A 13,139-nucleotide genomic window follows, 5' to 3' on the forward strand; every position below is an offset into this window, starting at 1 on the left:
ACGGCGGGGTATCATTCTCGTCCGGGTTTGCTGTGGCCTCGGCGGCGCGCAGGCGACACTGCCCCATCCCCATTGAGACGGCTACACCCAGGCCCGAGAATTGCGCCAGCGCGGCTAAGGCGCTCATCACGCCCATCCAGTAACGGTCGTAATTAAGGGTGGTGTAGGTGATGTCGCCCACCGTACCAATGCGCATTCCCCCTTCCTTAAGCGGCACGGCCTGACTGCGCAGGTTGAAGCGCGAAATGGCCAGGCACTCCGCGGCATACTGGCGTGCCGCCTCGGGTAAGGCGACCGGGGCAAAACGGTTCCAGCGCTCCAGCAGGTTGCCGAAGACTAAATCGGGCAGGGGCAAGGGTTGTGTACGTTCACCGGAATGGAAAGCGGTCGGGCTGGTGAGTTGCAGGGTCAGGCGGCGCGGTGGGCGGTGGTGGGGCAAGAGGTGCTGGGCGCCCAATTCGGCGAAGGACGTTGCCGCCGCCCAGGGATGCTCGCTTTCATCTGTGGCCACCGCAACCACCTCAAAGGACATGCTGTCCAAGGAGACAATTTCCCCCGGCCTCAACATGCCCTCACGCGTTGCCCGGAGCAGGACTGTCGCGACCTCGGCGGTGAGCGCGGTAAAACGCAAGGTATAGCGGTGTTCGGGATCAAGGCGCCCATGGGGAAAACTGCCCAGCAGGCTTGAGGCGGTGAAGGGGCGCACACCTTCCTCATCGTGGAGGCGCTGGGCCAGGTCGGGGTCGGCGGCGCCGATAACCCGCAAGAAGAAGGCATGTGCAGCGCGCCCCCACCAGCGCGGTAGGGGGCTCTGAGACTGGATGGCTTGCGGAGTTGGGCGCAGGGTGAGGACGAGGGAAAGCAAATCAGGGGCGAGAACGCTCATCACCCCTGATTTTATCATAATGCGCTGGCGGGGTAGCGGAACGAATTAGCGCGTCAATTGCACCTCGACCTGGAGCACCAGGGCGTCCGATTCCACGGCGATTTCGCGCAGGCTCACGCGGTCACCGACACGGCGCATCTGTTCCTGCAACTGGGTGCTCAGCAGGCGGTTCAGGGTTTGCAACTGATCTTCGCTCACCGTCACGCCGGGGATCTCCAGGCGGGTAAGGGTGACCTGGGGCAGGCCGTCTTGCACGGCAAAGCGCATCTCGGCCTGGCCACTCACGGTGGGAAGGTTCTCAGCTTGAGCATGCATGGTCACCGCCAGTCCATCCGGTGGCAGAAACGTAAGCGTGTCCACCGTCACGGTCAGGGGGTTGCTGCCCTGCTGGGCGGTATAGGCCTTGACCGCCAGATCCACCAATTGGCGCAGGGCGGCTTCATCCAGCCGGACCGGAACGATCAGACGACCTTCTTCTACTTTGGCTTTGCATCCTCCCAGCGCCCCCATCATCATGATCAGCAACAAAACCACGAGTGTTTTACGCATCTTCACACCTCACTTGACGCTAATTAGGAGATCTCGTCCGACGGGGACGATTCTAACCCAAAACGCGCCGTGGGAGGGGAAAATCACGGCGGGGGCGCCGGGCACTGGGGTAAGACGGACCGCTGAGGATCAGGCGGGCTGACCGACCACCTCGGTGTGTACGTTGAAGCGCGGCGGGCGTTCCAGGTGCTTTTTCACCGCGCACTGCTCGGCGGAACGCACCAGGGCGTCATAATATTTCTGCGGGAACGTTGGCGGTACCTGGATCTCCAGGTCAATCTCGTCCACCATGCCGGTCTGCGGGTTGCTGCGCATGCGCTGGATGATGCGAATGCCATCGGTCGGCAGGCCGCGCTGGCGGCAGAAGCCCAGGACGTAAATCCCGGCGCAGGTGCCGATCGAAGCCAGAAAAACGGCAAACGGGGTTGGGGCAGAACCCTCGCCGCCGCCCATGGGGGGCTGGTCGGTCTTGACGGTGTAGGGGCCAAAGTGGGCGTCCACCCGCGCCCCACCCGGAAAATCAATGATCATTTCCATGCGTCGTATCATCCTCCATGTTCAATTTGTGATTGATATCACTTATTCAGATGCGCCGGACGTTGAAAAGTTGCAGAGGTGGCGGGCAGTGCCACCAAACTGGGCTGAGGCCGCCAGAAGTAATACCAGTAGCAGAACACGGCCAGCGCGTAGAGCACTAGCGTGCCGAGGAAGGCTGGCCCAAAACCGTAGCGCACTTGGAGCCAGCCGCTCACGGTAGGGCTGAAGGCCCAGCCGAAGTTATTGGCCATGCTAACCAGGCTGGCCACTGTGCCGCGGGCGCCGGGCTCTACCCGCTCCATCACAAACGCCTGATACACCGGCAGGCCCATGTTCATCAAGGTCAGGCGAATGTAGTAGGCAGCAGCGCTAAGCGGGAACCAGGGAGCAAAGCCCATCATGGCGAGGAAGGGGATCGAGAGCGCCTGGGTGATCACGACCAGTTGCACCTTGCCCCAGCGGTCGGCCAGGGGTGGGGCGATGAGCAAACCCACCCCCATGGCCAGCGATCCCCAGGCGAAGAGCGTACCGATCACCGGGTCAGGTTGATGGTGCACCTGGCGGTAGAAGACGTTCATGAAGGGCATGATCAGCCCGGCGCCGATTGAGGTGAGGAAGGTGGGCAAAATTAACTTGCCGATGGTGTTGAATTGCTGTCCTAGGTAGGTCAAGGGGGCAAACAGGGAACGTTCGGCGCGGGCCAGGTGCAGGGGGCGCAGGAAGAGCAGGGGTAGTAAGCCCAACGCTGCCGCGGCGACGATGGCGCCGAGGGCCAGGGCATAGGCAGTAGCACTGGTGGGGGCAAAACCGCGCCACGCGCCTAGCCAGGTGGGCAGGTAACCACCGACCCAATTGCCGATAAACCCGGAGACCGTCTGCAAACCCGAGGTGAAGGAAAAGAGGTAGGTGCGTTCCTTTTCGCCGCTGTTTTCCATCAGGAAGGGTCCCATGGTTACGCCGCTCAAACTCTGTGCCAGCCCCAAGAGCAGGTTCATGCTGACAAAAACGCCCACCGAGGGGAAGAGCACCATTGCCACCACCGCCAGCCCGCTCAAGCCGCTCCCCAGTAGAAGCGCCGGTTTATGCCCCAGTCGGTCTACCAGGTAACCCATGGGTAGGGCGGAGAGCAGAGCGCTCAGACTGCTGAGGGCGATCAGCGTGCCCAGCAGGGCTTCATCGTAGCCCAGCGCGAGGACGTAGAAGTTGAAGAGTAAGCGAAAGACGCCCATCGCCGCGCCGCTGATCACCACGCTGAGCAGGTAGAGGCGGGCGTTCAGGGAGAACACTTTCAGGCGATCGGCGTACAAGCGTAATACGGTCGAAAAACGGGAGAAAAACGTAGGCATCAGGGTTACTCCGAGGATGAGGGATGAGAATCGGGATGCAGGAAGGATTCGAGGTCGGCGAAAGCGGCGGTGATGGCTTCGCGGCGCAGGGCGTAGCGCCGTTCACCCGCACGAGTGATGGTGATGTGCACCAGGCCGGCTAGGCGTAGGGCTTGCAGGTGATGCACCACGGTCGGTGGGCGTAGGCGTAACTGACGTGCCAGAGAGCTGGGGGTTTGCGGCCCTTGTGCCAAGTAGTGCAGGATGCGTAGGCGGGTGGGATCGGCGAGGGCTTTGAGGCGGTGGAGCAGGGCTGGAGGCAGGTTCTCGCCGCTGGCCAGTGCCTGCGAGGGTGGACGACAACCGAAGACCATCAGCCAGCGCGTTGGGGTGACCTGGCCGTAGAAGACCAGCGGGGTGCTCCAATACGAGGGCACCAGGACAATCTCGGGGGCTTCCTCGAGCACCTCAAAGCGCACGCCGCCGGAGAGGGTTTCAAGCAGGGTGGGCAGGTCGGTGCGAGTGGCCAGGGCCTGCGCGTTGGACAGTCCGCGGGCCACCCAGGGGCGCAGATGAGTTTCCTCTTCGTGGAAGAAGGCTTGGTAGAAGGCACGCAGGGCATCCAGCAGAGCGGTGCCAAACGCCTCGCCGGCGCTGAGGGCTTCGGCCAGCAGGGTAAAAACCTGGGGGTGGCGCGGATGCCACACGTCTTCGTAGGCCTGGCGCAGGATCTCCCATCCCGTCGGGGTGGTCTGGCCGCGCTGGGCCAGGTCATCCAGTACCTGGCGCGCTTCGGGCGGCCACTGGGGGTGGGTGAGCAAGGCGGGCAAGCGGGTGGCTGGGGGCAGGGCAGCCAGGGCATCGAGGGCGCCGGGGGCCTCTTTGGCTTCCGGCGGCAGAGCGTGCAGCCAGGGTAGGGGCACGCCAAGGAAAACCTGAGCGCGTTCCAGGTCGGCGCGCTGGGCGGCGGGCAGACGCGAGCGCATCCCGGCGGCCCAGGTGGGGCGCAGGCCAAAATCGCCGGGGTGGTGCAACACATACAAGGCGATGAAGAAATCGTAAGCGCTACCGCTTTCCCAGAGTAGGGTGGTCATCGAACCTCATTATTAGATCATGGTCTAATGGATTAGAGGATAATCGAATCATGACGTTGCGTCAAGTCCAATTTGAGACCTGGCAAAAGGATGCGCAGAAAACGGGACGATGTCGGGTGAGAAGAGGTGCGATAAGTTCTTAACTCAGTTTCCAAATGGTTTCATATTGACATTCGCATAAAACGCCGTATAATGGTACTGAAACTGCTTTCATGATATGAATTTCAATACCACAATCAATTCTAGGAGGACCTCACTGACGTCTAGCCGAATTTCCCTATCCCCCAACCCTTAATCCTACAAAAGGAAGGAGAAGAAACAATGAGTACGAAGCGTCGTTGATTTTCCCTTTTAGGGCTGCTGGTTTTGTTCTCCCTGCTGCTGGCCGCGTGTGGTGCACCTGCCACAACCGCTGCCCCCACTGCGACCCAGCCGCCGGCAGAAACCCAAGCGCCGGTAGCGGAGACAAGCGAGGCAGCACCCACCACGGCTCCCACGGAGCCCCCAGCGCCCTCGGTTCCGAACTGTGGGACGGAGCCCGTCACGCTCAACGCTTACTTTGAAACAGGCTTTGATCTCCCCTTCAAACTTGCCGAGGAATTTTCTAAGCAGTACCCCAATGTCACCTGGGATATCAAGCAGGATCAATTCACCAATCTCATCAACTCCACACCGCGCCTGCTCTCGGGCGATAATCCTCCCGATTTGATCCGCTTGCCAACCATGGTCTCCTTCGCGAAGCAGGGCTTGCTCAAGGACCTGGATGGTTACGCCGCCGCGTTTGGGTGGGATAAGTGGCCGGTACCTCAACTCAACCAAAACCGGGTTGCCCCCGATGGGACGCGTGGCTCCGGTACGCTATACGCCATGGGACTCAACTACAGCCTCACCGGCATTTTCTACAATAAGACTCTGGCTGCCCAGATTGGCATGACCGAGCCTCCCAAGACCTTGGCGGAGTTCGAAGATTACCTGGCCAAGGCCAAGGCGGCGGGGCTTCTCCCCATTATGGCCTGGGGTAGCGCGAAGAGCGGCATGGGGTTGGCCTTCCCATTGCAGGCTCTGATGGCTTCGGTGGGGCCGGTTGAGCCCATTAACGATTGGATCTTCCAGAAACCTGGTGCTACAATTGATACACCCTCCAATTTGATTGCAGCCCAGCACCTTGAACAATGGATCAAGAATGGTTACTTCCCGCCCGACATCAATGCCATCGAGTACACCGATGCCAATGTGCGCTTCACCAAGGGCGAGGGCGTCTTCCTCTTCAACGGCGACTGGGAGAACTGGCGCTATGACAAAGACATGCCCGGTAATGTCGGTTTCTTCCTGATGCCGCCGGCGGAAGAGGGCAAACCTCCCGCTGCGATGTCGGCGCCGCTCACCTATGGCATTGCGGCCAAGGCCAAGAATCCTGATTGCGCTGCCTTCTTCCTCAACTGGGTCGCTACCAATGAGAAAGCCCGCGCGATCAACGTCCAGTACGGTGGCTCGAACCCCGGCGGTCCGGCTGATCTCCCGCTGCCTCCTGTGCCTGAGGGCTCTATCACGAATCAAACTCTAGCCGCGGGGGCGATCATCGGCAAGGCTGGCACTGCCATGGACTTTATTGCCAACGCCACCAGTTCCATCTTTGCGCAGGGCTGGACGCCCGAACTTCAGAAGATGGTGGCCGGCAAGCAGGATGCCGCTGGTCTCTTGAAGGCCGTTCAGGCGGAGTATGAGCGCGAACTGGCGGAGCAGTAATCTACGGGCTGAAATCGTTCAACCCTCACACTGTTGACCCAACAATGACCATAAGCAACAGCACCATCTCGATAGCAACAGCAATCTCTCGGCGGAGCCTCCCACGGCGGAGGCCCCGCCGAGCCTCCATAATTGGCTGGTTGTTCACCCTGCCTGCGTTGATCATGTACGCAGCCTTTGTGCTCATCCCCCTCATTCTGAGTGTCTACTACTCGTTTTTCAAATGGGATGGCATTGGCCCCATGACCTGGGTGGGGATGAGAAACTATATTACCGTGTTTAAGGTTCCGGATCTTATAGGCACGATTTTCAACGCCTTTCGACTTGTCCTCTGGTTTAGCCTGTTTCCGGTGGGGCTTGGCCTGGTGATTGCGAGCCTTATTCACCGTATTGCACCAGGACGGTTCGGAGACCTGGTGCGTACGGTGGTGTTCTTGCCCCAGGTCATCCCGCTGGTCGCCGCGGGCATTATTTGGGGATGGTTATTATCCTTGCCGGGACTGGTCAATCAAATTCTGCGCTCGATCGGCTTAGGGGCTATCACCCGCGCCTGGCTAGGTGATTTCGATTGGGCGCTTCCCGCGGTTGGCATCATCGGGGTCTGGGTGTTGCTGGGTTTTTGCACCGTCTTGCTTTTGACCGGTATCTCCAAAATTGACCCAGCCCTCTATGAAGCTGCCAGAATTGATGGCGCCAGTTGGTTTGATGAGTTTATCCACGTCACGGTGCCACTCCTCAGGCAGGAAATTGGGGTGTGCCTCACCGTCACCGTGATCAATGCCCTGGCCGCTTTTGATATCGTTTACGTAGCCACAGGTGGCGGGCCCGGAAACTCGACCGCCGTCCCTGGCATCCAGATTTATATCCTGGCATTTACCGAACAACAGATTGGTCTGGCATCGGCTCTTGCGGTCATGCTGATGATCCTGGTGTTCGTGGTTATCTTGCCCATTCAACGACTGACTCGGGAGACTTATTGATGAGAGTTGGGCGCCTTGAACTTTGGACTGGCCGTTTGTTCCTGATCGCGTTGGTGGCGTTCACCATCCTTCCTTTCATCAGTATTTTCACCACCGCGCTTCACCCATCCCACACCTTGCCGAACGGACTCGAATGGCCCAAGGAACCCCAATGGGGGAACTTCATCGAAGCCTTTAAAGTCGCCAACATGACCAAACTTCTGGTCTCAAGCACCTATATTGTGCTGGCCGTGGTACCCATCTCGCTGGTCATCTCAACCATGGCAGGGTTTGCAATTGGGCTACTTAAGATCCCGGGGTCGCGTTTTTTGCTGTTTTTGTTTGTCTTGGGTCTGACCCTTCCTCTGGGAGGTATTATCGTCCCCATTTACCATCTCGAGCGCGCTTTGGGGATTTACAACACTCGCCTGGCCATTGTGCTTCCTCTCATTGGCTTATACATGCCGTTCTCGGTGTATTGGATGCGCGCTCACTTTGTGAACATGCCCACTGAGATTTCAGAGGCTGCGTTGGTTGATGGCGCCTCTACCTGGGATCTGTTTTGGCATATTCACCTCCCTCTCGCACGGGCGCCGATAACCTCGCTCGGGACACTCCTGTCGGTCTGGACGTGGAATCAATTTTTACTGGCCCTGGTATTGGTGGAGGATCCGACCCAACGCACGATGGCCGGGGCACTGGGCTATTTCCAGGGTCATTATGCAACTGATATCCCCCTGCTATGCGCGGGCACGATCCTCATCTTGTTGCCCACGCTCATTGTCTTCGTGATCTTCCAACGCCACATTATTGAGGCGTTGATCCAAGGGGCCGTAAAGGGATAAGGAGAGCACCTCTAATCCCGGAACGGCTTGCGTTCACACACCCTTTCGCATGGGAGTTGTAGGATGCCTTTGACGTTTGATTTACCGCTGGAACAATTGAAGACGTATCAGGGGATAAACCCTCGCCCCGCCGATTTTGATGCGTTCTGGGAAAAGAGCCTGGCTGAACTATCTTCGATAGATCCGCAGGTCGCGTTGGTGCCGGCGGAATTTCAGGCCCCATTTGCTCAGTGCTTTCATCTATACTTCACCGGCGCTGGGGGTGCACGCGTCCATGCCAAGCTGTTACGTCCTACGCAGGGGCATTCCCCTCACCCCGCGCTCTTAATGTTCCATGGCTACACGGGTGATTCCGGTGATTGGTTCGATAAACTCGGGTATGTTGCCGCCGGATTCACCGTAGCCGCCCTGGATTGCCGCGGCCAGGCCGGGTTATCCGAAGACACCGGGGGCGTCACGGGCAATACATTATATGGCCATATCATTCGCGGCCTGGCGGATGCATTGAAGGGCTCACCCGAAAAACTGCTTTTCCGAAACATCTTCCTGGATACGGTGGAATTGGCGCGGATCGTGATGGACATGCCGGATGTGGATCCGAACCGGGTGGGTGCAACCGGCTGGAGCCAGGGCGGGGCTTTAACCGTAGCCTGTGCCGCCTTGGAACCCCGGATCAAGCGGATTGCGCCGGTCTATCCCTTCCTTAGCGATTACAAACGGGTTTGGGAACTGGATTTAGCCAGGGATGCCTATAAAGAGATTCAGGACTTCTTTCGGCATTCAGATCCCACGCACAGGCTTGAAGAGGCTGTGTTCGAAAAATTGGGCTATATTGATATCCAGTTTCTAGCGCCACGGATTCGGGCTGACGTGCTTTGGGGGATTGGACTGATGGATACAATTTGTCCGCCCTCAACCCAGTTCGCTGTATATAACAAAATTGTGGCCCCGAAAAGGATGGTCATATATCCCGATTTTGCCCATGAGCCTTTACCCGGTTTGCATGATCAGATCTTCCAATTCATGCTGGGGCTGTGAAAGGTGGGATCTCGAACCTATGCCTCCTTCAACATACTTACCCCCTGAGGTTTTATTATGAAAGGCGATAAGTTGGTTATCCTGGATTATCATCGGCAAGCGGCAAAGGAAATTGTGGCTCATCTACTGCCAAAGATTGAAAGCAAGGACAATAGATATGTGATCACCATTGCCGGTGAATCGGGGAGCGGCAAATCCGAAACGGCCAGAGCGGTGGCCGATGAATTGGAAAAATTTGGCATTAAGGCGGTGATCTTGGGACAGGATGATTATTTTGTCCTCCCTCCGAAATCCAACGATCAGAAGCGGCGCGCGGACCCGGATTGGTTGGGGCCTCACGTCGAGGTCAAGTTAGACGTTCTGGAACAAAATCTCGTGGATGCACTTCAGGGAAAAGACGAAATTACGAAACCACTGGTGGATTACGATGCGAATACCATCGAAGAGGAGACCGTTAGCCTCATGGGGGTCAAGGTCATCCTTGTGGAAGGCACTTATACCTCTTTGCTGAAACACGTGGATACGCGCGTCTTTATCGCCCGCAACTGGCTGGATACCCTTGAACATCGGCAGAAACGAAATCGTGGAAACGAAGCCGGTGATCCGTTCATTGAGCAGGTGCTCCGCCTGGAGCATAAAATCATCGCCGGCCACAAACAATTAGCGGATATCGTAATCACCAAGGATTATCAGGTGGTCTTTGTCTGAGGAAAAGCGGTCAGATATAAGATCGCCCGACGGCCAACATCTCGGGTGACCAGCAAGGGGATGGTCCTTTTACCATCCCCTTGCTGGTTTTCAGGATCATGGATCATTCAAACTCCAGTGTTTTTTCTTTTCCGGTGATTGGATCGGTGTAGTCAATCGCCAGGGTGTTTGTGCTCAGGTCAGCATAAAGGCGGGCAACGATCCCCTCGTTGTCCCAACGCAGAGCCACTTCGTGATCGGCGCAAGGGATTAATGAAAAACGTCCATCAAAGGCCGGGTGCGAATTCCGGAAGCGGATCAACGTTACAATGTTTTTCACAATGGGACGTTCGAGGGCTCGCTCAATTTCCACAAGAGAATAGTTATGGCGGTTGATCTCGCGACCATCCACATCATCACCTTCGAGCCGATCGTTTTCACCCGCTAGCAAACCTACATAATAGACCTGGGGGACGCCTGGAACAAAGAGTTGGATTGCTCGAGCGATCAGATACGCTCGATCATCGCCACCCAACATGGAGTAATAAGTTCCCCGAATTTGATGGACATCAAACCCGCCGCGGTCTTTATATTTCGGCGAGAAGATCCGGCTCAGATTCGCCCCCCGTTCCAGACAAATCTCAACGACACGTTGGGCCTTATCGAGATCCAACAGGCCGTCCAGGTCGGGCTTGACGGGGATGCCATCGTGGCAGTCGAGCATGGTGAACTGCCGGGGTGGGCGAACCGCTAGATATTCCTTGAGCCTCTGGCTGTTCTTAAAGAGCAAGGCTTCCAGCACCATATAGGGCAGGATGAAATCGTAAATCCAGTAACCCCGCTGGGATAATTTCAACTGAGTGGAAAAATCCGCGTGGAGTTCGGGTAAGAGATCAATATCCAGGGGCTCGGCGATGCTTTTGAGCCATTCCAGGAACTCGTAGATGTCCGGTTCAACAAAGAAACACGATGTGCCGATTTTTTTGACCACATACCCAATGGCATCAAGGCGTACGATTTTGACGTTGTTTCGGCTGAAGTTGATGAAACACTCCTTTAAGTAATTCCGCGCCACCGGTGAATGAATATCAATGTCCACTTGCTCTGAAGGGGTGGTTTTGCCAAAGGTGGTCCAAAGGGTTCTTACCTCCTGCGTTCCCTCGATCACGTAGTCAGAGAAGGGTGTGGGTCGGCGCAAGAAAATTTTTTCAATATCCTCCCGGGGCGGGTTTTTATCGGGCCAGAGCTTTTCAATGGGGAGGAACATATCGGCATAAGGGGAATTGGCACCGTTGCGCAAGAAATCGCGAAATTGGGGTGATTGCGCAGATATATGATTGACGATCAAATCTAAGAGGATCGGATGTTTAGTGCCAAGGCGTCGGATGTCATCCCACGTGCCGAATCTAGGGTCAATTTCCATTTGATTGATGGGCGCAAAGCCGCGATCACCAGATGAGGGGTAAGGGGGCAAGATATGAATCCCCCCTTCAAAGAGATGCGGAAAATAGTGGTCAAGGACGTGGCTTAAGAGGTTTAGATTCCCCCCTAACGAGTCGGGGTAGGTGATGAGTTGGACTTTGTTGTGCACTGTCATGGTTGCTCCTTGGAGGTTGACGCGTTTACGCGGTTTTGCGCTCGATGAGATTGAGAGGAAGCTTCACATGCCTGGGAATTTGGGAGGGGGATTCGATTTGGGCAATGAGGATCTCCACGGCCAGCCGCCCCGATTCGTCCAGATGTTGGCTAATCGTGGTCAAATCGGCATAATCGGCCATATCCAGATCATCAAATCCGAGGATGGCCAGTTGTTCCGGGACGGCGACATTCAATTGACGTGCAACCTTCAATACCCCTAGGGCTTGAAAATCAGTGGCGGCAAAGATGGCAGTGGGAGGATGGGGCAGGCTGAGCAGTTCTATGGCCACCTGACGGGTTTGTTCCTGGGTATAGGGCGCAAGACGCACGAATTCATCGGGTAATTCAATGTGATGTTCCTTCAAAGCCTGGCGAAACCCAGTGAGTCTTAAACTGACCGGATGGATGGCGTATTCCGGCAGATCAGTATCCCCTAAGAATGCAATTCGACGATGGCCTTTCTTAATCAAATACTCGGCGGCCATGCGTCCACCTTCCACATCGTCAATCTCCACGCAACTCAGTTCAGGATGAGGATATTCGATCAACACGGTGGGCAAATCGTGTTTGATCAACCAGCGGACTTCGGCGTCCTGAATGGGGAGAGAGATGATAATTAATCCATCCAGGTTACCGGTTAACGGTAACGTCGAGAGATACTGTTGGAGCGTCTCGGCGGAGTCAACGGTATAAATAATGAGTTCAAATTTGTTGGGCGGCAGGGCGCTGGCAATGCCGCGGATGCGTTGAATGAAAGAGGGGGCGGTGAAGAAGGGCGTGATAACCCCGATCCGGCCCTTCTTTGTTCGGGCCCGGGCTTCGGCTGCCGGCACAAACCCGAGGGCGTCAATGGAACTTAAGACCCGTTTCCTCGTGGCCGGGTTGACTTTGCGCGGGTCGTTCAGCACACGGGAGACGGTCGTAATGCTCACGCCGGCATGTTTTGCCACATCGTAAATGGTGCACCTTTTCTTTTTCATTGATGTGTCATCCCAACCCTGATTATGAAAGCACTTTCAGTTTATCATTCCATAAATAAGATGTCAACCTTTTCCTTTTTGCTTTGCGTTCACGCTGTCAATGCCAAATAGACCTGTCCTTCGTTTGGTAGGGTAGCGATGTCTCGGGTAACGGGCTAAAAGGCCATCGAGGATAGACCGACCCAGGACAGGAGGACGAGCCTGGCAGATAGGTGAAGAGCCCTACAGGGGACTTGGTGACTTTGCCCCAACATCAGATCGCGATTCCTTGACGAAGAAACTCACTTCCGCTATACTCTGAAACAGCGGGGTGTGGCGCAGATGGAAGCGCACCGCGTTTGGGACGCGGGGGTCGGCGGTTCAAGTCCGCCCACCCCGACTGGGTGATGGCCGCCGAGGATGCTCGGCGGTTGTTCCTGCAAGCGCAAAGCGCAGACACGCGCAAATATTATCAAAGAGTGAAGACAACCGATGGCGCTACCCTTTTTTAAGTCCAAATCCCAGGATAACCGACTGCCCAAGCGTTATGATGGAGTGATTGAAGCTGTGCGCTACGATCCATCCGGACGCATTGCCCTGGCACGGGTGCACGAGCGGCGTGGTATGGTGTTCTCTGACCACATCCTGCTCACCCGCGAGGAACTCATCCGCCGGCTCAAGGCCGGGCAAGTCTTCGTCACCGGGCGGCGGGTGCCCCGCATGGGCAATGCCTTCGAAGTCTTTGACGTCGTGCGCCTGGCTGGCACGCCAGGGCAGGAAGTGGTGGTCAGCGGCTCAACCGAACGTCCTGCAGGTGGTTCGGCTAACGGTAGTGAGCATGACCGTCTCAACGTGCCGCTGTTCTAAACCCTTCGA

Annotated in this window: 14 protein-coding genes and 1 tRNA gene; 7 read left to right on the plus strand and 8 right to left on the minus strand. The window is 56.8% G+C overall.

Features of this window, described 5'->3' with window-relative positions; translation table 11 throughout:
- The 5 genes from cas6 to AC01YT_RS08525 all read right to left on the minus strand — a co-directional run.
- Positions 1-886 (minus strand): CRISPR system precrRNA processing endoribonuclease RAMP protein Cas6 (gene cas6 / locus AC01YT_RS08505; RefSeq protein WP_476674524.1); only part of this gene is annotated, 886 nt, incomplete at its 3' end.
- Positions 887-931: 45 nt separating this feature from the next.
- The gene (locus AC01YT_RS08510) at positions 932-1,435 is read right to left on the minus strand and encodes a hypothetical protein (RefSeq protein WP_476674526.1); all 504 of its coding nucleotides are present in this window, start codon (positions 1,433-1,435) and stop codon (positions 932-934) included.
- Between the two features lie 129 nt (positions 1,436-1,564).
- Positions 1,565-1,972 carry an OsmC family protein gene (locus tag AC01YT_RS08515; RefSeq protein WP_476674528.1) on the minus strand — a complete coding sequence of 136 codons (408 nt, stop codon included), beginning with the start codon at positions 1,970-1,972 and terminating at the stop codon, positions 1,565-1,567.
- Positions 1,973-2,010: 38 nt separating this feature from the next.
- Complete coding sequence (locus AC01YT_RS08520) at positions 2,011-3,318, minus strand: MFS transporter (protein WP_476674530.1); 1,308 nt, start codon at positions 3,316-3,318, stop codon at positions 2,011-2,013.
- A 5-nt stretch (positions 3,319-3,323) separates the two neighbouring features.
- Positions 3,324-4,391, minus strand: coding sequence for an ArsR/SmtB family transcription factor (locus AC01YT_RS08525; RefSeq protein ID WP_476674532.1), 1,068 nt, complete (start codon positions 4,389-4,391; stop codon positions 3,324-3,326).
- 366 nt (positions 4,392-4,757) lie between these two features.
- Here AC01YT_RS08525 and AC01YT_RS08530 point away from each other — a divergent pair, with 366 nt between their 5' ends.
- The 5 genes from AC01YT_RS08530 to AC01YT_RS08550 all read left to right on the plus strand — a co-directional run bounded on the left by AC01YT_RS08530 (position 4,758) and on the right by AC01YT_RS08550 (position 9,687).
- Positions 4,758-6,137: an ABC transporter substrate-binding protein gene (locus AC01YT_RS08530; RefSeq protein WP_476674534.1), complete on the plus strand. Its 1,380-nt coding sequence runs from the start codon at positions 4,758-4,760 to the stop codon at positions 6,135-6,137.
- Positions 6,138-6,301: 164 nt separating this feature from the next.
- Entirely contained in the window at positions 6,302-7,117 is an 816-nt protein-coding gene (locus AC01YT_RS08535; protein WP_476674536.1) for a carbohydrate ABC transporter permease, read from the plus strand.
- Entirely contained in the window at positions 7,117-7,941 is an 825-nt protein-coding gene (locus AC01YT_RS08540) for a carbohydrate ABC transporter permease (protein ID WP_315624840.1), read from the plus strand. The genes AC01YT_RS08535 and AC01YT_RS08540 overlap by 1 nt, the downstream gene beginning before the upstream one ends.
- A gap of 63 nt (positions 7,942-8,004) precedes the next feature.
- Positions 8,005-8,979, plus strand: coding sequence for an acetylxylan esterase (locus AC01YT_RS08545; protein WP_476674538.1), 975 nt, complete (start codon positions 8,005-8,007; stop codon positions 8,977-8,979).
- A 57-nt stretch (positions 8,980-9,036) separates the two neighbouring features.
- The gene (locus AC01YT_RS08550; RefSeq protein ID WP_476674540.1) at positions 9,037-9,687 is read left to right on the plus strand and encodes a uridine kinase family protein; all 651 of its coding nucleotides are present in this window, start codon (positions 9,037-9,039) and stop codon (positions 9,685-9,687) included.
- On the opposite strand, the gene AC01YT_RS08555 is transcribed toward AC01YT_RS08550, so the two are convergent.
- Genes AC01YT_RS08555 through AC01YT_RS08565 form a run of 3 tightly spaced genes read right to left on the minus strand, consistent with a single transcriptional unit; the run spans position 9,669 to position 12,284 of the window.
- On the minus strand, positions 9,669-9,794 hold the full coding sequence (locus AC01YT_RS08555) for a hypothetical protein (RefSeq protein WP_476674542.1): 126 nt from the start codon (positions 9,792-9,794) through the stop codon (positions 9,669-9,671). The genes AC01YT_RS08550 and AC01YT_RS08555 overlap by 19 nt on opposite strands.
- Positions 9,791-11,263 (minus strand): sucrose phosphorylase, encoded by a 1,473-nt coding sequence (gtfA, locus tag AC01YT_RS08560; protein ID WP_476674544.1) that lies wholly within the window; start codon positions 11,261-11,263, stop codon positions 9,791-9,793. The genes AC01YT_RS08555 and gtfA overlap by 4 nt, the downstream gene beginning before the upstream one ends.
- A gap of 25 nt (positions 11,264-11,288) precedes the next feature.
- Positions 11,289-12,284, minus strand: coding sequence for a LacI family DNA-binding transcriptional regulator (locus tag AC01YT_RS08565; protein ID WP_476674546.1), 996 nt, complete (start codon positions 12,282-12,284; stop codon positions 11,289-11,291).
- Positions 12,285-12,590: 306 nt separating this feature from the next.
- Here AC01YT_RS08565 and AC01YT_RS08570 point away from each other — a divergent pair.
- Positions 12,591-12,663 (plus strand) — tRNA-Pro (locus AC01YT_RS08570).
- A gap of 92 nt (positions 12,664-12,755) precedes the next feature.
- On the plus strand, positions 12,756-13,130 hold the full coding sequence (locus tag AC01YT_RS08575) for a hypothetical protein (protein ID WP_476674548.1): 375 nt from the start codon (positions 12,756-12,758) through the stop codon (positions 13,128-13,130).
- The last annotated feature ends 9 nt before the right edge of the window (positions 13,131-13,139 follow it).

This window comes from Thermanaerothrix sp., assembly GCF_056331585.1.

Bases quoted from the DNA above. Each gene is read 5' to 3' on its own strand.
- AC01YT_RS08510 (WP_476674526.1), bottom strand. From the start codon at position 1,435: ATGCGTAAAACACTCGTGGTTTTGTTGCTGATCATGATGATGGGGGCG.
- AC01YT_RS08515 (WP_476674528.1), bottom strand. From the start codon at position 1,972: ATGGAAATGATCATTGATTTTCCGGGTGGGGCGCGGGTGGACGCCCAC.
- AC01YT_RS08520 (WP_476674530.1), bottom strand. From the start codon at position 3,318: ATGCCTACGTTTTTCTCCCGTTTTTCGACCGTATTACGCTTGTACGCC.
- AC01YT_RS08525 (WP_476674532.1), bottom strand. From the start codon at position 4,391: ATGACCACCCTACTCTGGGAAAGCGGTAGCGCTTACGATTTCTTCATC.
- AC01YT_RS08535 (WP_476674536.1), top strand. From the start codon at position 6,302: ATGTACGCAGCCTTTGTGCTCATCCCCCTCATTCTGAGTGTCTACTAC.
- AC01YT_RS08540 (WP_315624840.1), top strand. From the start codon at position 7,117: ATGAGAGTTGGGCGCCTTGAACTTTGGACTGGCCGTTTGTTCCTGATC.
- AC01YT_RS08545 (WP_476674538.1), top strand. From the start codon at position 8,005: ATGCCTTTGACGTTTGATTTACCGCTGGAACAATTGAAGACGTATCAG.
- AC01YT_RS08550 (WP_476674540.1), top strand. From the start codon at position 9,037: ATGAAAGGCGATAAGTTGGTTATCCTGGATTATCATCGGCAAGCGGCA.
- AC01YT_RS08555 (WP_476674542.1), bottom strand. From the start codon at position 9,794: ATGATCCATGATCCTGAAAACCAGCAAGGGGATGGTAAAAGGACCATC.
- gtfA (WP_476674544.1), bottom strand. From the start codon at position 11,263: ATGACAGTGCACAACAAAGTCCAACTCATCACCTACCCCGACTCGTTA.
- AC01YT_RS08565 (WP_476674546.1), bottom strand. From the start codon at position 12,284: ATGAAAAAGAAAAGGTGCACCATTTACGATGTGGCAAAACATGCCGGC.
- AC01YT_RS08575 (WP_476674548.1), top strand. From the start codon at position 12,756: ATGGCGCTACCCTTTTTTAAGTCCAAATCCCAGGATAACCGACTGCCC.